Annotated in this window: 22 protein-coding genes; 15 read left to right on the plus strand and 7 right to left on the minus strand. The window is 54.5% G+C overall.

Annotation, left to right across the window (positions count from 1 at the left end):
• Window positions 1-666 (plus strand): amino acid--tRNA ligase-related protein (locus BP727_RS05680; protein ID WP_286857812.1); only part of this gene is annotated, 666 nt, incomplete at its 5' end.
• 190 nt (window positions 667-856) lie between these two features.
• Here the strand turns inward: BP727_RS05680 and BP727_RS05685 are convergent.
• On the minus strand, window positions 857-1,123 hold the full coding sequence (locus BP727_RS05685; RefSeq protein ID WP_013719334.1) for a non-histone chromosomal MC1 family protein: 267 nt from the start codon (window positions 1,121-1,123) through the stop codon (window positions 857-859).
• A 218-nt stretch (window positions 1,124-1,341) separates the two neighbouring features.
• Window positions 1,342-2,754 (minus strand): sodium:solute symporter family protein, encoded by a 1,413-nt coding sequence (locus BP727_RS05690; protein WP_273271807.1) that lies wholly within the window; start codon window positions 2,752-2,754, stop codon window positions 1,342-1,344.
• 309 nt (window positions 2,755-3,063) lie between these two features.
• Between BP727_RS05690 and BP727_RS05695 the strand changes: the two genes are divergently transcribed.
• From BP727_RS05695 to BP727_RS05715, 5 genes are all read left to right on the plus strand, one after another.
• Window positions 3,064-3,297: a hypothetical protein gene (locus BP727_RS05695; protein WP_048132087.1), complete on the plus strand. Its 234-nt coding sequence runs from the start codon at window positions 3,064-3,066 to the stop codon at window positions 3,295-3,297.
• Window positions 3,298-3,675: 378 nt separating this feature from the next.
• Entirely contained in the window at window positions 3,676-4,446 is a 771-nt protein-coding gene (locus tag BP727_RS05700) for an MFS transporter (RefSeq protein WP_273271809.1), read from the plus strand.
• A 2-nt stretch (window positions 4,447-4,448) separates the two neighbouring features.
• The gene (locus BP727_RS05705; protein ID WP_286857816.1) at window positions 4,449-6,119 is read left to right on the plus strand and encodes a hydantoinase/oxoprolinase family protein; all 1,671 of its coding nucleotides are present in this window, start codon (window positions 4,449-4,451) and stop codon (window positions 6,117-6,119) included.
• The gene (locus BP727_RS05710; RefSeq protein WP_273271811.1) at window positions 6,120-7,484 is read left to right on the plus strand and encodes a histone deacetylase family protein; all 1,365 of its coding nucleotides are present in this window, start codon (window positions 6,120-6,122) and stop codon (window positions 7,482-7,484) included.
• Between the two features lie 105 nt (window positions 7,485-7,589).
• The gene (locus BP727_RS05715) at window positions 7,590-8,201 is read left to right on the plus strand and encodes a hypothetical protein (protein WP_286857818.1); all 612 of its coding nucleotides are present in this window, start codon (window positions 7,590-7,592) and stop codon (window positions 8,199-8,201) included.
• 34 nt (window positions 8,202-8,235) lie between these two features.
• Here the strand turns inward: BP727_RS05715 and BP727_RS05720 are convergent, their stop codons facing one another.
• Entirely contained in the window at window positions 8,236-9,330 is a 1,095-nt protein-coding gene (locus BP727_RS05720; RefSeq protein ID WP_286857819.1) for a glycosyltransferase, read from the minus strand.
• 77 nt (window positions 9,331-9,407) lie between these two features.
• Between BP727_RS05720 and BP727_RS05725 the strand changes: the two genes are divergently transcribed.
• Window positions 9,408-9,662 carry a hypothetical protein gene (locus tag BP727_RS05725; protein WP_013719327.1) on the plus strand — a complete coding sequence of 85 codons (255 nt, stop codon included), beginning with the start codon at window positions 9,408-9,410 and terminating at the stop codon, window positions 9,660-9,662.
• A gap of 53 nt (window positions 9,663-9,715) precedes the next feature.
• A complete protein-coding gene (locus BP727_RS05730; protein WP_286857822.1) occupies window positions 9,716-10,384 on the plus strand; it encodes a site-2 protease family protein in 669 nt (222 codons plus the stop codon).
• Window positions 10,385-10,484: 100 nt separating this feature from the next.
• Here the strand turns inward: BP727_RS05730 and BP727_RS05735 are convergent, their stop codons facing one another.
• On the minus strand, window positions 10,485-10,658 hold the full coding sequence (locus BP727_RS05735) for a hypothetical protein (protein ID WP_276838272.1): 174 nt from the start codon (window positions 10,656-10,658) through the stop codon (window positions 10,485-10,487).
• A gap of 313 nt (window positions 10,659-10,971) precedes the next feature.
• On the opposite strand from BP727_RS05735, the gene BP727_RS05740 reads away from it, so the two are divergent.
• The 6 genes from BP727_RS05740 (at window position 10,972) to BP727_RS05765 (ending at window position 14,315) form a co-directional block, all read left to right on the plus strand.
• On the plus strand, window positions 10,972-11,199 hold the full coding sequence (locus BP727_RS05740) for an AbrB/MazE/SpoVT family DNA-binding domain-containing protein (protein ID WP_273271816.1): 228 nt from the start codon (window positions 10,972-10,974) through the stop codon (window positions 11,197-11,199).
• Window positions 11,196-11,933, plus strand: a complete 738-nt coding sequence (locus BP727_RS05745) for an ABC transporter ATP-binding protein (protein WP_273313347.1) — start codon at window positions 11,196-11,198, stop codon at window positions 11,931-11,933. The genes BP727_RS05740 and BP727_RS05745 overlap by 4 nt, the downstream gene beginning before the upstream one ends.
• On the plus strand, window positions 11,930-12,667 hold the full coding sequence (locus tag BP727_RS05750) for an ABC transporter permease (protein WP_273271818.1): 738 nt from the start codon (window positions 11,930-11,932) through the stop codon (window positions 12,665-12,667). The genes BP727_RS05745 and BP727_RS05750 overlap by 4 nt, the downstream gene beginning before the upstream one ends.
• 28 nt (window positions 12,668-12,695) lie before the next feature.
• Complete coding sequence (locus tag BP727_RS05755; protein ID WP_286857826.1) at window positions 12,696-13,067, plus strand: hypothetical protein; 372 nt, start codon at window positions 12,696-12,698, stop codon at window positions 13,065-13,067.
• 90 nt (window positions 13,068-13,157) lie between these two features.
• On the plus strand, window positions 13,158-13,388 hold the full coding sequence (locus tag BP727_RS05760) for a hypothetical protein (protein WP_273278097.1): 231 nt from the start codon (window positions 13,158-13,160) through the stop codon (window positions 13,386-13,388).
• A gap of 216 nt (window positions 13,389-13,604) precedes the next feature.
• Window positions 13,605-14,315 carry a DNA alkylation repair protein gene (locus tag BP727_RS05765; RefSeq protein ID WP_286857829.1) on the plus strand — a complete coding sequence of 237 codons (711 nt, stop codon included), beginning with the start codon at window positions 13,605-13,607 and terminating at the stop codon, window positions 14,313-14,315.
• A gap of 12 nt (window positions 14,316-14,327) precedes the next feature.
• Here BP727_RS05765 and BP727_RS05770 read toward each other — a convergent pair whose 3' ends face one another.
• A complete protein-coding gene (locus BP727_RS05770) occupies window positions 14,328-16,358 on the minus strand; it encodes an adenosylcobalamin-dependent ribonucleoside-diphosphate reductase (protein ID WP_286857831.1) in 2,031 nt (676 codons plus the stop codon).
• Between the two features lie 168 nt (window positions 16,359-16,526).
• On the opposite strand from BP727_RS05770, the gene BP727_RS05775 reads away from it, so the two are divergent.
• Window positions 16,527-17,303 carry an AAA family ATPase gene (locus tag BP727_RS05775; RefSeq protein WP_013719322.1) on the plus strand — a complete coding sequence of 259 codons (777 nt, stop codon included), beginning with the start codon at window positions 16,527-16,529 and terminating at the stop codon, window positions 17,301-17,303.
• A gap of 27 nt (window positions 17,304-17,330) precedes the next feature.
• On the opposite strand, the gene purM is transcribed toward BP727_RS05775, so the two are convergent.
• Both purM and BP727_RS05785 read right to left on the minus strand, forming a co-directional pair.
• Window positions 17,331-18,326 (minus strand): phosphoribosylformylglycinamidine cyclo-ligase, encoded by a 996-nt coding sequence (gene purM, locus BP727_RS05780; protein ID WP_276619193.1) that lies wholly within the window; start codon window positions 18,324-18,326, stop codon window positions 17,331-17,333.
• Complete coding sequence (locus BP727_RS05785) at window positions 18,323-19,717, minus strand: aspartate kinase (protein ID WP_048132081.1); 1,395 nt, start codon at window positions 19,715-19,717, stop codon at window positions 18,323-18,325. The genes purM and BP727_RS05785 overlap by 4 nt, the downstream gene beginning before the upstream one ends.
• Window positions 19,718-19,836 lie beyond the last annotated feature (119 nt).

Here is a 19,836-nt window from a genome sequence, read left to right on the forward strand (position 1 = left end):
TTCCGGGCGGAGGAGCATGATACCAGGCGCCATCTGAATGAGGCCATCTCTATAGATCTGGAGGTGAGCTTTGCCGATGACAAGGATGTAATGGAGATCCTGGAGGAGGCGGTGGCCGGGGCATATAGCTATGTGGCTGATAACTGCCGCCGCCAGCTGGAGGTCTTGAATATGGAGCTGGAGGTGCCCCGGCTCCCCTTCAAGAGGATCACCTACACCCGTGCTCTGGAGCTGGCGGAAGAGAAGGCTGGGGCCAGGATGCAATGGGGCGACGACCTGGATACAGAGACGGAGAGATTCTTAGGAGAGAGCATTGGAGAGCATTACTTCCTGATCGATTGGCCATCATCCATCAAACCCTATTATACTCTGCCTTATGAGGACAAGCCTGAGATCTGCCGGGGATTCGATCTCATGCACCCGAGGATGGAGCTGGCCAGCGGGGCGCAGAGGGTGCACGACTACAGCCTGCTGGTGGAGAGGATAAAGGAGAAGGGGCTGGATCCAGATGGCTTTGAATTCTATCTTCGCGCTTTTCGCTATGGAATGCCCCCTCATGCCGGTTGGGGTCTGGGGCTGTCCCGTCTGGTGATGACCATGCTCAATTTAGAGAACATTCGCGATGCGGTGATCTTTCCCAGAGATCGAAGGCGCCTTGTGCCCTAGGATATGCCAGGAATGGAGAGGAAATATAGTAGCGTAAGCACAAATCATCTCCATTCTTATAAAATAATATTTAACATTAAATAGGCATATATTTGCATTTATGCCATTTTGGTTTTAGAGGCAAGGATGCGGCGCAGACCCGATAAGAGGGCTGCGCTCCTTTGCCTGAGGCTTCAGATATGGTTTAGACCTAATCCAGCTTCTCGATGCCCTCTTTCTTCACCTTTGGCTTCCATATTTTGTCTGGCATCCAGGCAGGCGCTCCAGCAGGCTTGTCTACCTGTACCCTCTCTCCTGAGAAGATGTGCACCTTCTTGGTGCCACGCTCACGCAGCTTAATCTCTGTGTAGCCGCGGTTGGCGGCTTTCAGTGCCGCTTGCCTGGGCGATTTTCCTGTGAAGACTCCAATCTCATTTCCCTGGGCGTCCCTCAGGGCAAAGTTTCTCATTTCAGCCAAATTTTTCCCTCCTGATGGTTATGATATGCCTCTCTGATTCGGTATATTAATTTAATCCAAAAGTATCTCCCCCTGTCTCCCAAATGAGGAGTGAGCAGCTGCCCGATCACTGCCAATTGATCCACCATTCTGTCCATAATTCAATGGTATTCGGCAAAAAATTTGGCAAAATAGGCGGAAGAACCGGGCTGTTCATCCTCCTATTAGCTGTTTTATCTCTAACCTATGGCATTCACCCCTTCCGGCCGGCTCGTCGCCAGGCTGCCGATGATATATGCTGCTGTACCGCAGGTCAACCCTACAAATACGGGGTGGATGAGGGGGTAGCCGTAGAAGTACCAGACCACCACCGAGAGGAAGGAGGCAAGCAGGCTGGCAATGAAGCCGGTCTCATTGCCTCTCTGCCAGAAGATGCCCAGGAACAGTGGCACCAGGACGCAGCAGGCGATGATACCCATGCTGACCGCCACCAGGGGCACGATCTGTTGTGGCACATTGATTGCCGAGACGGCGGCGATGATCAGTATTGCCACCCCAATCATGCGGGTGAGTAGGAGAACCTTCCGGTCGGCAATTCCTGGATTCAGATAGCGCAGGATGTCCGAGGTGAGGGAGGTTGCAGTGACCAGCACAATGGCGCTCATGGTGGACATGGCGGCAGATATGGCTGCCAGCAGGATGATCCCGTCAAAGCCCTTGGGCAGGATCAGTGTGGCGACGAATGGCACCAGGCCGTCGGGATTCTTGAGGAATGGAGCTATCTGCTCGGCGCTCAATGCTCCATAGGCCAGGATTCCCAGGGAGAAGATGCATACTGAATAGATGGCGATGGAGATGGGTCCGTAAATGCCCGCGAAGCGAACGACCCTCTTGTCCCGGGCGGAGAATATCATAATCAGCAGATCGGGAAGGGCGAGCAGTCCCAGGCTGATGGAGAAGGCCTGTCCAAATGTCTGCTGCCAGGGGATATTAAGGCCATTCATGCTGAGCACATCAAGGGGAATTCTCTCCCAGATATCCAGTCCGCCGCCAGCGGAGATCAGGCCGCCGTAGAGGAAGACGGCCCCTATCAGCATCAATACGCCCTGGATGAATCCCACCCAGATTATCGCCGGCAGCCCGCCGATGGCGTAGTAAATGGCCACTATGGCTACGGTGATCAATAGACCCTCCAGGTAGGATACGCCAATCATTCCCTGAAATAGGGTAGCGCATCCTTTGAAGATGGGGACCAGGTATACGGTATAGAGGATGAGCATGATGATAGCAAGTATGACCTTTCCCAGGGGAGAGTTGTATCTTCTCTCCAGCAGCTGGGGAACCGTCTTGGCATCGTACTGCTTTGCCATGGTCCAGATCCTCCCCGCCATGATCCAGGCGATGCAGGCGAATCCGACATGAAATAGGGAGCAGAAGATCACCCAGGGCATGCCGGCGGCAAGTCCGTAACCGCCTCCTCCCAGGAAGGAGGCTGCGCTGAAGTAGGCAGCAGTATAGGCAATGCCGATGACGGCAGGATAGGCGATGTTGCGGTTGGAGAGGACAAAGCCTGAGAATGTCCCCTGTCGCAGCTTAAGTGAGAGCAGGATTATCGCCAGGACGTAGGCCAACAGCAGCAATTGATTAATCATGGTATTTCCTCATTAATATAAATATAGTTGTGGATATCATAACTATAAGAGCGATCAGTAGCGCAATGTAGGGGGTGGGCATGCTCATTTTTTCTCACCCTGAAGTAGTCGATCACAGAGCAGGAGAAATGGCTGATCTGTGTCCCTCCATATCGAATTCATGTCTATGTCATTCTCCAATTTTGTACCTTAATGCACATTTTTGGACAGCGTATTGCTGCCTGGTTTAAAAAGCTTGTCTTCAGCCTCCGATCGGAAGATAGAAGTAGTAGCAAGATACAAATATAACAATAAATGAGGTGAAACTCTATGGAGCCTCGAATTCTTAAGGTCGGCGAGAAGGTCACAGGCAGATATAGCGGCATGGAGCTGGGCGAGAGCAGGAAGTTCTTCCGGGTGAAGCTCGGGGAAGAGGAGTTTTATCTGCCAAAGGACGTGGGGAACTCCCTTCTTAAGAGCCATCAGATGGGCAATCAGCTGTTTACCATTCAAAGGCAGCTGGATGTCTATGAGATAAAGCCGCTCATTGGTGCGCTGGATTAGATGGGACTGAAGCCTTTTGGACTATCCCTCGCTCCCGGCAAAATGGCCATATATGAATCGCATGACTCTGATGGCATGATGAAATAGATCGGCATATTCCACTTAGCTATGCTTAGCAATATTTATATAAGATTTCATGCTCAAAAACATTGATGATTCAGAATATGGATATCTATCGTCTGAATTTTAAGTCCATATTGATATAACATCCTTCTATTCTAGCTCTGCCAAGAGCTTCCTTGGTCTGATTATCGCGTAGGATGTCGATAGGAGGGCGGAGAATATTTCGTTAGTGCAATGGCCGGATGATGCTATTGTATTTTTATCTTGTTTAATAATTAATAAATGATTGAAATTACGGATCGGAGGTGATTCGTTATGATGAACCGCACCATGAAACTGCTTATGCTGTCGGATATATTCGTCCTCACCGGATTTGGACTGATTCAGCCCATAATTGCCATTTATATTAATGGTGGCGGTGTAGCTGGAGGCAGCATGCTTTCCGCGGGACTTGCCAGTGCTCTCTTCCTATTCACCAAGTCCCTGGTGCAACTCCCCTTTGGCCATTATGTGGACAGGCAGTCTGATAAGACGAAGTGGCTGTTCGTGGGGACGATTCTCATGGCTGGTGTCCCCCTCATCTATGTCTCTGCCAGCAGCATATATCATATTTATATCGCAGAGGTTATTTATGGATTGGGAAGCGGACTCGCCTATCCAACCTGGCTTGGTTTGTGGTCTGCAAATCTCGATAAGGGACAGGAGAGCTTTCAGTGGTCAGTATACTCAACTGCTACCGGCCTGGGCACGGCAGCAACCGGGGCGTTGGGTGCAGCCGTGGCCAGCTTTGTTGGCTTTTCTGCTACTTTCATCCTGGCGGGAGTTCTATGCCTGTTGGGTTGCATAGCCCTGTTTTACCTGGATTATAAGAATGGCTGGAGGAGGATAATGGCAATGCTCGTGCCCTCTATTTGCTGGGGCGGCGGCAACTCCCTCCGAAAGCTTTCAGACCTCCTCCACGGGAAGGGTCGGCACAATTTCGGCCTATGCCTCTATGGTTTAGCAAAGCCCTCTTTCATATATCCTCCAAAAGACCACAAAGCCGATATATATCCTGATCCAGAGCGCCTATCGAAAGGCGAATGAAAATGCTTATTGGAATAGATGTCGGCGGAACCACCACTGATGCTGTTTTGGTGGATGGCAGCCGGGTGGAGAAGACGGCCTATGTGCCTACGGATCATAATGATCTGCTGGGATGCTTGCTGGGGGCTCTGGATGAGCTGGTCAGAGGAGTGGACGTCAGCAAGATCGAGAGGGTGGTTTTAAGCACCACTCTGATCACAAATATGATTGCCGAGAAGAAGACGGATCCTGTAGCCTTGGTCTTGATCCCGGGTCCGGGGACCAATCCTCGGGACTACAACCTGGGCCCGTCCATCATTCTTGATGGGGCCATAGACTTCCGGGGCAAGGAGATCGACTGGTTGAACGAATCCCAGATAAAAGAGGCAGCCGCCAGGATAAAGGAGAGTGGAGTCTCGAGGGTGGCAGTGGTGGGAAAGTTCAGCCAGAGAAATCCGGCTCACGAGGAGAAGGTATCCCAGATCATGTCCCAAATCCTGCCCGGATCCAAGATCGAGCTGGGCCATCGGGTATCTGGTCACCTCAACTTCCCCCGGAGGGCGGCCACCACAAAGCTCACCCTGGCCACCAAAGAGAGCTATGCGAGGTTCGCTCTTGCCATATCCAGGGCTCTGGAGGAGAGGCGGATCACCGCTCCCGTTTATATCCTGAAGGCAGACGGCGGAACCCTGCCTTTGGAGGGATCGCTCCAGATGCCAGTGGAGACCATCTTCTCCGGGCCTGCGGCCAGCATCATGGGGGTCATGGCCCTGACTCCTCCCGGCCAGACCTCCGTAGTGGTGGACATCGGCGGCACGACGACAGACCTGGCTCTCATCCTCTCCGGCAGTCCGCTGCTCTCCTCTAAAGGGGCGCGAGTGGATTCTATGCTGACTCATGTGCGCGCTTTTGCCGTAAGGTCCGTGGCCATTGGCGGGGACAGTGCAGTGGACGTCGCCGAGGACTGCCTGACAGTGGGCCCGCAGAGAAACGGCTCGCCCTTCTGTTTGGGGGGTACGGGCCCCACTCCCACCGATGCTCTGCGCGTCTTGGGTCGGTCGAGCGTCGGCGACCTGGAGCGAGCAAAAGAGGCGATGGCAGGGGTGGCAAGCAGGATGAACTGCACTGCAGAAAAGGCAGCAGAGATGGTGTTAGATTCTGTGGTGGAGAAGATCGCCTCACAGGTCAATGAGATGTTTCGGGAGTGGGAGCAAGAGCCTGCTTATCGCATCTGGGAGATCATGAAAAAGGAGAAGCTCGAGGCGCAGAATGTGGTTGGGGTGGGGGGAGCTGCCCCCGCTCTGGTGCCCCTCATCGCCTCCCGGCTGAAGGTGGCCTCGATTGTGCCTGAGCATGCTGCGGTTGCCAATGCCATTGGTGCTGCCGTTGCCCGGCCTACCATCACCCTTAACCTTCATATCGATACCGAGAGGGGTGAGTATGTGACTGCAGAGGATGGGATCATGGGCAAAGTGAATGAGAAGCAGATGTCTCTGGCTCAGGCTGAGCAGCTGGCCCGGAGGCTTCTCGTGGAGAGAGCAGGCCGCCTGGGGATTGAGGAGTATGCCGCTGAAGCTCTGGTCACTTCAAGCGAGATCTTCAATATGATTCGGGGATGGTCGACGGTAGGAAAGCTCCTGGACGTCCGAATGGAGATTCCTGCTGGCCTGCTATCCTCATGGAGGTGCACGTAAATGGCTTCTAATGCAGGAGCGGGAAAGACCGGCCTGATATTCTTCCCCGCCTTCGACTGGGCCATCTCGCCCACCCATCCAGAGAGAGAGGAGAGGCTGCTTTATACCCGGGACCAGATCTTTGAGGAGGGGCTGATGGACCTCCCTCAGATCGAGGAGTACAAGCCCCGATTGGCAGAGAACAAGGACATCGCTCGCACCCATTTCTGCGTTCCAGATGTGGAGAGCCAGGTGACCGAGGCCCATCTCATTGCCGCCGGAAGCACCCTCACCCTGGCCGATGCCCTGGAGAAAGGGGAGATCAGAAATGGCTTTGCCCTGGTGCGCCCGCCAGGCCACCACAGCATGCGGGTGGTGCACGGCAACCGGGGATTTTGCAATATCAATAACATGGCCATACTGGTGGAGTACCTGAGGACCAAATACGGCCATAAGAGGCTCGCGGTGATCGATACGGATGTGCATCACGGCGACGGCACCCAGGAGATCTTCTGGCATGATCCCGAAGTCCTGTGCATATCCTTCCACCAGGACGGGCATACCCTCTATCCTGGATCCGGTTTCGTCAATGAGATCGGCGGGCCGCAGGCACTGGCGCGCACCCTGAACGTTCCCCTGCCTCCGGGCACCACTGACGAGGGGATCCATTATGTCTTGGACAACCTCATCCTGCCCATACTGGAGGAGTTCAAACCCGATCTGGTCCTGAACTCCGCCGGCCAGGACAACCACTACACCGATCCTCTAGCCAATATGCGCTTCTCTGCCAATGGCTATGCCCGGCTCAATGAGAAGCTTGCTCCAGATATCTGCGTCCTGGAGGGAGGCTATGCAGTGGAAACCGCGCTTCCCTATGTGAACACCGGCATCATCCAGGCCATGGCCGGCCTTGACTACTCCCATGTACGCGAGCCGGATTATGTTCCGGGAGCCTTTGTGCAGACCGATGCCATGTGGCGGGAGATCAAAAAGACGGTGGACCAGGTGAATGAGGCCTGGGCGAAGAGGGAGGAGATGGTCCAGATGGCCCTGGAGAGTCTGGGCGACTTCTACCGCCGGAAGAAGAGGGTCTTTTACGATACGGACATGATCAATGAGAGCCAAGAGGAGTCGGTCAGGCTCTGTCCGGACTGCCCGGGATACATGACCATCACCAGCTCTGCCCAGAGGGGATATGGCACTTTGAACAATGCCTTCTGCGTCTCCATCCCTCGTGGCGCCTGCTCGTCCTGCCGGGAGGATGCAAAAGAGGAGTATGAGGAGCATCTGGAGGACCGGAGGATTGGGTATGTCTATCTGCAGGACAAGGACCGGGACAAGTTCAAGTTCTGCAACAATATGACCCATACCCAGAAGGGGTACTGAGGGCCAGGCATATTGAAAGTTGGGCCATACTGGCCTATACTTGCCTTTTTATCCTTTCTTTTATTCTCTATTTTCCGGTTGTTTCTCCTGGAGTCTGCGAGCTGTATGAGCGATAGAGCAAAGGAACTGGAGGAGGCGGCGGCATCGATCGACGCAGCCTCCCTTGATACGGCCAGGAAGGGGATCGTCACCGGCTGCCAGGAGCTGATCTACTGGCTGGAACTCTTATCCCGCCGCCTGGAAAAGGTCCCGCCCGAAAAGGAGCATAAGTTCGCCCGCGCTTTCTCTCTTATAATGCTCGGCCACTTGCCCACCCGGCCCGGGACCTGCCCTTTTTGCGTCCAGTATGGCCAGAGCCGAAGCTGCCGGGGTTGCGGCTATGCTGCCACTCACGGGCGCTGCGATTCAGATCAGTCGTCTTTCAGCCTGTTCATCGAGGCCTTCAGTGAGTTGGGAAGGGTGATTTATCAGGATACAGGAGGCCTGAACTGCCATCCGGATGATGCCCGACTGAGGCTTGAGCATTGCATTCGCTCCTCTCGCCTACTGGCAGCGGATATGATGGAGGATATTGATTCCTCCTCCGCCGAGCGGCTGATGGAGAGGAAGGCCAGGTACCTTGGGCAGATGATCGATCTTTTGCCGAAAGAGCTCTTCGGCCCGGAGATAATGGAGAGTTGGCGTCGGGTGCGTGAGATGCTTCGCAATTACTGGTAGTACTCAGTCTGCTGTAAAATAGTCAAATCACATCTCAGCTCAGATGCTGCACGAAGAGCTCCTCATAGAGCCTCTTGACGTTTTCTGCAGTCTTAGTCATCTCCGGGAAGCCCTGGTAGTTCATCGCCTCCTGCACGTCCTGGGGAAGGCGGAGCTTGTACTGGCTGCGGGAGAGGAACCAGCCTTGCTGGGCATAGTAGCGGGAGAGATACTCCTGCTCCGTCTGGCCGGGGGTGGGGATGAACAGCCCATGCTTTTTGTCCAGCTCCACCATCTCCATCATGGTGGTATAGCCGGACCTGGTGATCAGAAAGCGGGCCCGGTTCATCAGCTCCACTTTATCCTCCGTTGATAGGTAAGAGTGAACTGTGGTATGCTCATCCAGCTTCTCGTGCCTCTCCTTCTGAGGGCTTCCCAGGAGCACCACCTTCTCCCCGGGGAGCTTTTGCACCTGCTTCATGATGATCTCCTCCAGCTTCGTCCTCTGGGGCTCGGGTCCTGAGACGATGATCAGATAATCCAGGTCTTCATCCAGATTCATCTTCCTGGTGCTGGTGAAGATTCCGGCGAAATAGGCTCTTTTGTTGGTGGCATCCAGGCGTGATCGGCTGAGCTTGCCGCTCAGGTTCGGCTGGCCCGCCCAGGGATAAATATCCGGCACAATGACTCCGTCGAACTTGACATGAACGAAGCTGTTCACGGGAATGGTGAGCATCTCAAAGGGGTAGAGGTACTGGGGCAGGCTGAAGCGGAGCTGATGGGAGATGAAGTAGCTGGGAATGTCGTGGCTGTAGACCCCCATGCGGTTGTCGCTTATTATCAGATCAAACTTATTCACAGAGAGGATCTCGTCCAGCTTCTTTCTCTCCCTGGCCAGAGCGCGGAGGAGGATGGGAATGCTGGCAGCGAACTTGGGCAGGAAGAACCGGGTGGAGCTGTAGGGGGCAGGATAGTCCTTGAATGTTATGAAATCGCATTCCGGGAATTCCCTCTTCAGAAGGGTCAGGGCATTGCCGCTGGTGCCAATGGTGACCTCGTGGCCCCTTCGTATTAGCTCCTCAATGATGGGAATGTCCCTGGTGGAGTGGCCCAAACCCCAGTTCAGAGGGCTCACGAATACTTTTCCCATGAGGCGGGAGATCAAGCTCTAGGTATAAATCGTTTTCTTGATAAGAGCTAAATATCAACCTGTTCCACCAATAGCCCGTGTACGAGCAGATAGTTCAAGCCGTCGACAAGATGAAGAAGGGAAGCCCTGGCTATGAAGGGATCAGCGCCATCCTGAATAGATATGCCAGGGGCGAGATCGATCTGGATGAGGCCTACTACGACCTCTTGGAGGCGGAGCTGATTGCTATGCCCAAGAGGTGCGGCATGTCCGCAAAGCGCCCGGTGACTGCAGAGGACGAACTGCGCCTGAAAGAGAAGATCCATGAGAAGATCAAAGAAGATCTCCATTAGACGGCCAACAGAGATGCAAAGCAAAAGCGGCAAGGGTAACAGGTCAAGAGCATATGTTGGGAATAAGCGTTACTGAATTGAGGGACCTGGTCGTATCATTGATCGCCCTGGTAATAGCCTTCTCGGTGCTTTTTGGAGGGGCGATGCTTGATATGAATATGATCATCGTCTCCACTCTGGGTGTTGCCAGCGGATTTCTCCTCCATGAACTGGCTCATAAGTTCACTGCCCAGCATTTTGGATATCTGGCCGAATACAGGGCCAATCTCTGGGGCCTTGGTCTGGCGGTGGCTTCAGCCTTCGCCGGCCTTCTCATTGCCGCTCCGGGAGCGGTGATGATCAGCCGGTCCCGGCCCCCTGTCCAGACATATATTCAAGACAGCATGTATGGCTCTACCGTCTCTGATCCGTTTCATCGGGAGGAGCTGGCCAGCCAGCTGAAAAGAGAGATGCTCTTAATATCTCTGGCCGGGCCGATGACCAACATCGTGCTGGCGGCTTTCTTCTTCATTCTGGGGATGAGCGGTCTGGCAGATGGCGAAGTCTGGGCGCAGGCGATTACATTTGCCCTCTTCATCAACCTGATCCTGGCGGCCTTCAATATGCTGCCCTTCGGACCCCTGGATGGAAAGAAGATCTTCGACGGCGACCGGCGGGTCTGGGCTTTGATCGGCCTGCCTGTGATACTGATCGCTCTGCCGATCTATCTTGGAATTATATAAAAATCGGCTCCTCGCTATTTTGCATGGGTGAACTCGAATCGCAAATTCTCTGTGTCTCTGTGTCTCTTTCCATGAAAACACGCCTAAAATCCGGGGGATATCAGCCACCACTCCTCGGTTTACCTTCTCCAATGCGAACCACATTATTGGCCACCAGATCCAGCCAGGTAAGCTGTGAGGTAGAGGATTTTCTATCGAAATCGAAGTCCAATCTCTTCTTCTTGAATCCTTCTTCTTCCCACATCTCGCGATTGACAAGAAGATGGTGTATCATGCTGAGAATTTTCCTGGAGAGGGCAGTAATGGCCTTCGGCTTACCTTTCCTGCGCAACAATCGGAGATATACCTTTTTGAGTCGCGATTTATTTGTCTTTGATGCTCCATGAGCCACCTGATTTAAGATCCATCTAAGGCCTTTTGGACCATGTTTTGTAATCTTTCAAATAATATTATTCTCATTCTACTCCCGTGCAAGCAAAATCAATCCAAGTATAAAAACTTTAAATTTTAAGATCACGTGTATTACTTCTCTAAGAAAACTATTTATCCATTCAAGTTATACATTTCCTACTTGTGGGAGAAATGACATGGCAGGGCTGAAAGGAAAACACATCTTTGGCTTAGTAACGGTTGGGGAGAAAGGTCAGATCGTCATCCCAAGCGAAGCCCGGAAGATCTTCGATATCAAGCCGGGTGACCGCCTGTTGATGCTCGGAGATGAGGAGCAGGGAATCGCGATTGTAAAGAGCGAACTGTTCATGCAGTTCGCGAAGGAAATTTTCAATGCAAAGGAATGCAGGGAGGAAGACAATTGACCGAAATCCGGATAGCCGGCCTGACAAAAAGGTACGGGGAAAGGACCGCGGTCAATAATCTTAACCTTACTATACGAAAGGGCGAACTGTTCGCGCTGCTCGGAATGAACGGCGCCGGCAAGACCACAACCATCAAGATGCTCTCGTGCCTCACTGTGCCCACTGCCGGGGATGCCATCCTGCTGGGTGACAGTATCGTAACCGGTCGCTCTGCAGTAAAGAAGAAGGTCAATGTCTCGCCGCAGGAGACTGCAGTCGCCCCGAACCTGACTGTTATGGAGAACCTCGAGCTGATAGCCGGGATATATGGCAGCGACAGGAAGACCGCAGGGACGAAAGCAGCCAGGATGCTGTCGGTATTCGGTCTCGATGAAGTTGCCGGCAGTAAGGCAAAGACACTGTCGGGCGGGATGCAGCGACGGCTCAGTATCGCAATGGGGCTGATCTCGGAACCGGAGATCCTGTTTCTGGACGAGCCGACACTCGGGCTCGACGTACTTGCACGGCGTGAACTTTGGGACACGATCAGGAAACTGAAAGGTGAGGTCACCATCATCCTCACGACACACTACATGGAGGAGGCGGAGGGGCTCTCGGACAGGCTGGGGATAATGGCAAAGGGCGAGCTGAAAGCGGTAGGGACAGTATCCGAGCTCGTATCCCTCGCAGGAGGAGCCCGGACGTTCGAGGACGCCTTCGTGGCGCTCGCAACGAGGCAGGGAGCGGGGGCATGAGGTTCCTTGTCTTCGCCTCGCGCAACTGCAAGGAGATCGTCAGGGATCCACTAAACCTTGCATTCGGCTTCGGCTTTCCGATTGTCCTGCTCCTCATGCTCACCGCCATACAGGCAAACATACCGGTAAGCCTGTTTAGGATCGAAGAACTTGCCCCGGGAATGGCTGTATTCGGCCTTGCGTCCATCTCCCTCTTCTGCGGGATGCTGATTGCAAAGGATAGAAGCACGTCGTTCTTGATGCGGCTGTTCACATCGCCGCTTTCCGCATCTGATTTCATTCTCGGCTACACTTCCCCGATGCTGCCGATTGCAGTCATGCAGTGCGCCATCTGTTTTGCCGTCTCCATCTTCCTCGGGCTGGCAATGAATGTCAACGTGCTGGTCGCGATTGCAGTCCTCATCCCGGCAGTCGTCCTCTTCATCGGCATCGGGCTGATGGCAGGGACGGTCTTAACCGACAGGCAGGTGGGCGTCATGGTCGGGGCAGGGCTCACGAACGCCTGTGCATGGCTGAGCGGGATATGGTTCGCCCCCGGCCTTGTAGGGGGCTGGTTCGAATCGGTTGCCTATGTGCTCCCGTTTGTCTATGCTGTAAATACAGCACGTGCTGCCATAGTTGGCGACTATGCTGCAATCTTCCCGCAATTATGGTGGGTGATCGGGTATGCAGTCGTGATCATGACCACCGCGATCTTTATATTCCGGAAAAAGATGGACAACGACGACATGTGACTGGCTCACAAGTTCACCGCCCAGCATTTTGGATATCTGGCCGAATACAGGGCCAATCTCTGGGGCCTCGGTCTGGCGGTGGCTTCAGCCTTTCGCCGGTCTTCTCATTGCCGCTCCGGGAGCAGTGATGATCAGCCGGTCCCGCCCCCCTGTCCAGACATATATTCAAGACAGCATGTATGGCTCTACCGTCCCTGATCCGTTTCATCAGCAGGAGCTGGCCAGCCAGCTGAAAAGAGAGATGCTCCTCATATCTCTGGCCGGGCTGATGACCAACATCGTGCTGGCAGCGACCTTCTTCATTCTGGGGATGAGCGGCCTGGCAGATGGCGGGGTCTGGGCGCGGGCGATTACATTTGGGATCCTGATCGCTCTGCCGGTTTATTTGGGGATTATATAAACGAAGGCTGGTTTAACTCTGCAATTGTGCTGCTATCGAGGGTCAGTTATTTTAATACTCCATGCAGGACGGGAAGTAGGTGTTGAATGAATGACTCAAATTGAGGTTCTGCAGGAGATCTCCGATACCCTCATTTCAATCAATGATTGCCTGGAAGGGATTGGTGAAGAGCTTGAGGAAATCAGCATGGCCAGCAAGATGATGATATTCTTCAAGCTGATCGAATTGAAGCCGGAGATGAAGGACAAGCTCGGGCCTTTGATCAATGAACTGGCAGAATCTATGGACTTCGAGATGGATGAGGCAGCAGGTGAGGAATAGCGAAAAAGCTCTCACTGAAAGGGCCGCCTGAGAGATTCAGGGAGGAGGTGGGCCCCGAATCTCTCGCGCATCTCTTGATTTGGTTTACTTAACAAAAACATCACAGATGTTTATTATATTTAGCCCTTTCCATTTAAGAATGCCGGCCCTCCCATTTTTCTTGAGCCCTCCTTTCAGCGAAGATCTTTTGATCTAAGCGATTCTGCAGTTGAGGATATGGATGAGCATGTCCTGACCAGGTTACGTCAAGAGCTGATTGAGGGAATCGACGAGAAGACCAGAGACGGAGCATCGCGTTTTTTCAAGGAGGAGGTCAAGTTTTACGGTGTCAAATCCAGCCTGGTCAGGAAGATCGCGACCAAATACTTCCGGGAGATAAAAGGGAGGGACAAAGGGAAGATCTTCACCCTGTGCGAAGAGCTCCTCCGCTCGGACTATGGGGAGGAGGCGTTCATCGCATTTGAATGGGCCTATTCCCAGCGCAGCCAATATGAGCCCTCCGACTTCACAATCTTCGAGGGCTGGCTTGAGCGGTATGTGAACAACTGGGCCAAGTGCGATACCCTATGCAACCATACACTGGGAAGCTTCATTGAATTGTATCCTCAATACATGGAGAAGCTCTTTGGCTGGGCCCGGTCAGACAACCGATGGGTGCGGCGGGCCTCAGCTGTGACCCTCATCCTACCAGCTCGCAGGGGCGACTTTCTGCCGGAGGCATTCATGATCGCTGACATCCTCCTTCTGGATAAGGACGACATGGTGCAGAAGGGATATGGCTGGCTTTTAAAAGAGGCGAGCCGGGCTCATCAGGACCAGGTCTTCGACTATGTGATGAAAAACAAGGTCGTCATGCCCAGAACGTCTCTGCGCTATGCCATAGAGAAGATGCCCGCGGAATTGAGAAGAAAAGCGATGGAGAGATGATATCCTCTGGAACTATCCGCAGTACTTGCACCCAGGAACTGTCTCCCCATTTCCTAGATAGAGCACCTGGCTTCGGCTGCCATATCTGAAGACTGTCACCCCCTTGCATCCCATTTCGTAGGCCAGGTGATAAACATCTAGCACGTCGCTTGTCGTCGTCTCTGCGGGCAGGTTTACCGTCTTGGAGACGGCATTGTCCGTATATTTTTGGAAGGCGGCCTGAATGCGCACATGCTGCTGGGGGGAGATGTCAAGGGCGGTGCGGAACAGCTCCTTCAAATCCTGGGGCAGGCCAGCGATATCCTGTACGCTGCCCCTCCGGGCCAGCTCCGCTTTGAGATCAGGGGTATAAATCCCCCTTTCCATCGCCATCTTCTCAAAGAGCGGTGAGACCTCCAGCAGCCGCGCCCCCTCCAGCACCCGGCGCACGAATGCCAATGCAAAGAGCGGCTCAATGCCGCTGCTCGTGCCGGCGATGATGCTGATGGTACCGGTGGGGGCAATGGTGGTCACAGTGGCGTTTCTCATGCTGCTATAGCCCCTTAGGCGTGACTTTTCGAAGAGTGGAAAGGAGCCCCGGACCTCCCCGAGGCGGGCCGACTCGGCCCGAGCATGCTCGGTGATGAATTTCATCAACTTCTCCGCCAGGGCCACAGCCTGGGGCGAGGCGTAGGAGATGTTCATCATAATGAGCATATCGGCAAAGCCCATCACACCCAGGCCGATCTTGCGGCGGCTCAGTGTGGCCTCTTCTATTTGCGGCAGGGGGAAGCGGTTCATCTCGATTACATCGTCCAGAAACCTCACCCCCAATCTGACCAGATCGGCCAGGTGATCCCAGTCCAGCTCTCCTTTTCTCACCAGCCGGGAGAGGTTGATCGAGCCCAGGTTGCAGGACTCATACGGCAGCAAGGGCTGCTCCCCGCAGGGGTTTGTGGCTTCGATCTCCCCAGGGAGTGGGTGGGCGGCATTGATGCGATCGATGAAGATGATCCCCGGGTCGCCACCCCTCCAGGCGGAGGTGGCGATAAGGCCCAAAAGATCCGCCGCCTTCAGCTGGCCCGCCGCCAGGCCCGTGCGCGGATTGATCAGGTCGATTTTCCCCTCACCCCGCGATTTTTCCATAAATTCGTTCGTCGCCGCCACAGAGAGGTTGAAGTTCTCCAGGAATCCCGGCTGCTCCTTGGCCTCGATGAACTCCATGATATCGGGATGGTCGACCCTCAATATCCCCATGTTCGCTCCCCGGCGGCGCCCGCCTTGCTTGATCACATCGGTCGCCGTATCGAAGATGCGCATGAAGGAGACCGGTCCGCTGGCCACTCCGCCTGTAGCCCGGACGACATCGTCCTTGGGCCGCAGTCGAGAGAAGGAGAATCCCGTGCCTCCGCCGCTCTGGTGGATGAGGGCCATGCTCTTCAGAGCATCAAAGATACTGGGCAGCGAATCTTCTACAGGAAGGACAAAGCAGGCGGACAGCTGGCCTAAAGGCAAGCCTGCATTCATTAGCGTGGGGGAGTTGGGCAGAAACTTCAGGTTCCTCATCATCTGCAGGAAAAGAGATCGATAGCTCTCAACATCACCGCCATATTTTGACTCGGCCTTGGAGATATGATCGGCCACCCGTCCAAACATCTCTCCCGGGGTCTCCACCCCATCTCCCCGCTCGTCCCTTAAGAGATACCTCTTCTTCAACACCTCCGCAGCATTGACCGAGAGCTTCAGGTCATCTGCCACTCCTAGATATCGTTTGGCTTCTCTGATCTCCGTTCTTTTTTGGCGGTAGAGGATATAGGCCTTGGCCACATCGGCGTAGCCAGCGGATATGAGCGCTCTTTCCACCAGGTCCTGGATCTCCTCCACTCCGGGAATGGTGCGGGAGAATCGTTCTTCTGCCTCTTTAGCCACCTCCTCTGCCAGCCTGAAAGGAGCATCTTCCTCCTCTCTGCCCACGGCTCGAAAGGCTTTGGATATGGCCAGGGCAATCTTCTCGGTCTGGAACTCGACCACCCTTCCGTCCCGTTTTCTGATGCGCTCGATCATCCCTGTTCATCCTGCGGATTCGAAATCCATCCGCTCTATTAGATCCGGATTATCCCGCATCCTATACCTATCATGCATAATCGATATAAACCTGCATCTCTCTTGCCCGAGCCGTTAAATTTCTATGGCTTGACCGCAGACTTACTACAATTACAGAGGTTAAATGAAATGAAAATTGCCATCTCAGGAAAAGGAGGCGTGGGCAAGACCACCCTCGCCGGAACCCTGGCCCGTTTATTTGCGCGCGACGGCTATAACGTCCTGGCGATCGACGCCGACCCGAGCATGAACCTGGGCTCGGCTCTGGGCATTCCTGATCTGCCCAAGCCGGTCACTGAACACAAGGACCTGGTTGAGGAGCGAGCGGGCATGCCCATGGGCATGTTCAAGATGAACCCCAAGGTCGACGATGTTGTAGGCATGTGCGGCTGCACCGGGCCGGACAACGTCAAGCTGGTGGTCATGGGCACCATCGACTCCGGAGGATCGGGCTGCATGTGTCCTGCCAATGCCTTCGTCAAAGCCCTCCTTCGACATGTGATAACCCGGGAGAAGGATCTGGTGATCCTGGATATGGAAGCGGGCATAGAGCATCTGGGCCGGGCTACTGCCAGAGGCGTAGACGCCATGATCGCAGTGGTGGAGCCGGGGATGAGGTCCATTGAGACCGTGGAGAGGATAATGCAGCTGGGCAAAGAGATAGGCATCTCCAGGTACTTTGCTGTCATTAACAAGGCGGACGACCCCGGTCCTGTGGCGGACAAGCTCTCGGCAATGGGAATTCCAGTCCTCGGAACCATACCCTTCGATCGCTGCCTGGTGGAGGCGGACCTGGCAGGCACCCCTCCTATAGATGCCGACTGCCCTTCGGTCCAGTCCATCAAGAGGATAAAAGAGAAGCTTGAAGAGATGTTCGGCGAGAATAAAATAGAGAAGAATGAATAGATCGAGAAATAGATGAAACAGGCAGGCCTAGAAGGCCAGATGGCCTGCTCTTAATCCCTCTCCTACCACCGACCCTATGACCCGAGAGCCAGGTCCCATGATCCGGCAGGCTTCCTGGGCCTCTTCCTCCGCCAGCACCACTAAAAAGCCCATTCCCATGTTGAACGTCTGGTACATCTCCAGATCCTCCACCCTGCCCTGCTCTTGCAGGAAATGGAATATGGGCTGGGGTTCCAGCGGATCGGTGATCTCGAATCCGAGATTGCTGATCCGGCGCAGCTTTAGTAGTCCCGAGCCGGTGATGTGCGCGAGGCCGTGGACATCGCACCTTCCCACCAGCTCTACCACTTCATGATATATTCTGGTGGGAACTAAAAGCTCCTCTCCTATGCTTTTTTCCCCTCCGGGCAGGCGATCGAAGTAAGTGTATCCGGATTGGGCCACTATGGCCCTGGCCAGAGTGTAGCCGTTGCTGTGCAGGCCGCTGCTGGGGACCCCAACCAGCACATCCCCCTTCTTGATCTTCTCCCCGGTCACCACCTTATCCTTGTCCACGATGCCGATAGCGGTTCCGGCCAGGTCGAATCCCCGGATGATCTCCGGCAGGGAGGCGGTCTCTCCTCCCACGATGGTCATATTGGAGAGTTCAGCACCCCGGGCGAGACCTATGGCTATCTGCTCAGCGCGTTCGGGATCGACCTTCTCCACCGCCAGGTAGTCGACAAAGGCTATGGGCTCCGCGCCGATGGCATACAGGTCGTTCACATTCATGGCTATGCAGTCTATTCCCACGGTATCCCACTTGGAGATGGCATTGGCGATCAGAACCTTTGATCCCACCCCGTCAGTGGTCATGGCCAGGGCAAAGCTTCCCATATCCAGGAGGCCTGCATAATGGCCTATATCGGTCAATGGCGCCCCGAACCCTTTGCGCCTGGTGGTGAGAACGGACTTCATGGCCTCGATGGACCTATTCTCCAGGCTGATGTCCACTCCTGCCTGGGCATAGGTGAGCTTCTTCATGCTTCACCACCCAGACCGAACTCGCGATGAAGCTCCCGGACTGCTCTTTCCCCATCCGCCGATGCCACCACAAAGGAGATGTTATGCTGGCCAGATGCCTGGCTGATCATGACCACATTGATCTTAGCCTGACCCATGGCCTTGAACACACGGGCGGCTACCCCAGGAGTCCCGGCCATTCCCGAGCCTGTCACCGCTACTGTGCAGACATCATGGTCATGGGAGATCTCCTTGACCACATCTCTGGGGAACTCGGATCGCAGAGCCTCATCCGCTCGATCTGCCTGTCCCTCCTCTATGACCATTGATATGTTGGCCTCAGAGGAGCCCTGGCTGATCATCACGATATTGATCCCCGCTTCGGCCAGAGCGGTGAAGGCGCGAGCAGCAACGCCCAGTGTCCCTATCATCCCCGCGCCGGAGATGTTCAGAAGCTCGACTTTCTGATGCAGTGTGACCGCCTTGATCACATCCTCTTTGGGAACATCGTCCCTCACGATCTGAGTTCCTGGGTCCTCGGGATCGAAGGTGCACTTAACCCTCACAGGGATACCCTTTTTTATGGCTGGCTCGATGGCTCTGGGATGGAGGACCTTAGCCCCGAAGTAGGAGAGCTCCATCGCCTCCCGGTAGGAGATGGTGGGTATCGTCTTGGCCTCTGGCACTATCTTGGGATCAGTGGTCATGATGCCGGAGGTCTCCTTCCAGAACCAGATCTCATCCGCATTGATCGCCGCACCGATCAGTGATGCGGAAAGGTCGGAGCCACCACGGCCAAGGGTGGTGTTCGTCCCCTTCTCGTCCTGGGCTATGAATCCGGTGACCACTGGGACGCCCTTCAACGGCAGTAGCTTCTGGGGGATGAGGCCATAGGTCTTCTCCAGGGGTCTGGCATCCCCGTAATTGCTGTCGGTGATGATTCCTGCCTCTCTTCCGGTATAATGCTGGGATTCGATTCCCATATCCCGCAGCACCCCGGATAGAATGGGTGCAGCCAGCTGCTCGCCATAGCCGGAGATATAGTCGAGCGAGCGTCTGGTTAGCTCTCCCAGATAGCAGATGCCGATGTAGGCCTTCTCGAGCAATGAGAGCTTCTCAGATATTATACCCTGTACCTCTTTGGCGATTGCAGGATTCTGGATTGCATCTGCTATCGCTTGGTTGTGTCTATCTGTGATCCTCTCCATGAAGTCCATCACATCTGAGACATTGCCTTCGCTGGCCGCCCTTCTGGCACAGGCCAGAAGCTCATCCGTTACCCCTTGAAGGGCAGAGGTGACGAGGACTATCTCATTGTCGCGATGGAAATGCGCGACAAGATCGCCCACATGCCTCAGCCGGTTTCCGTCAGCAACGGAAACACCACCAAACTTCATTACCAAGCGCGCCATCTTAAAAACCGAACCACAGCTATCTTCGCATCGATTTAAGCTTTGTCCAGCGATGGTTCAAGAGGGCGGTCTGCCAATATGAAGGATCGTATATTTCCCTTTACAAATCGCCCGAAGAA

The organism is Methanosaeta sp. UBA356 (assembly GCF_002496465.1).
Lineage (GTDB): Archaea > Halobacteriota > Methanosarcinia > Methanotrichales > Methanotrichaceae > Methanothrix > Methanothrix soehngenii.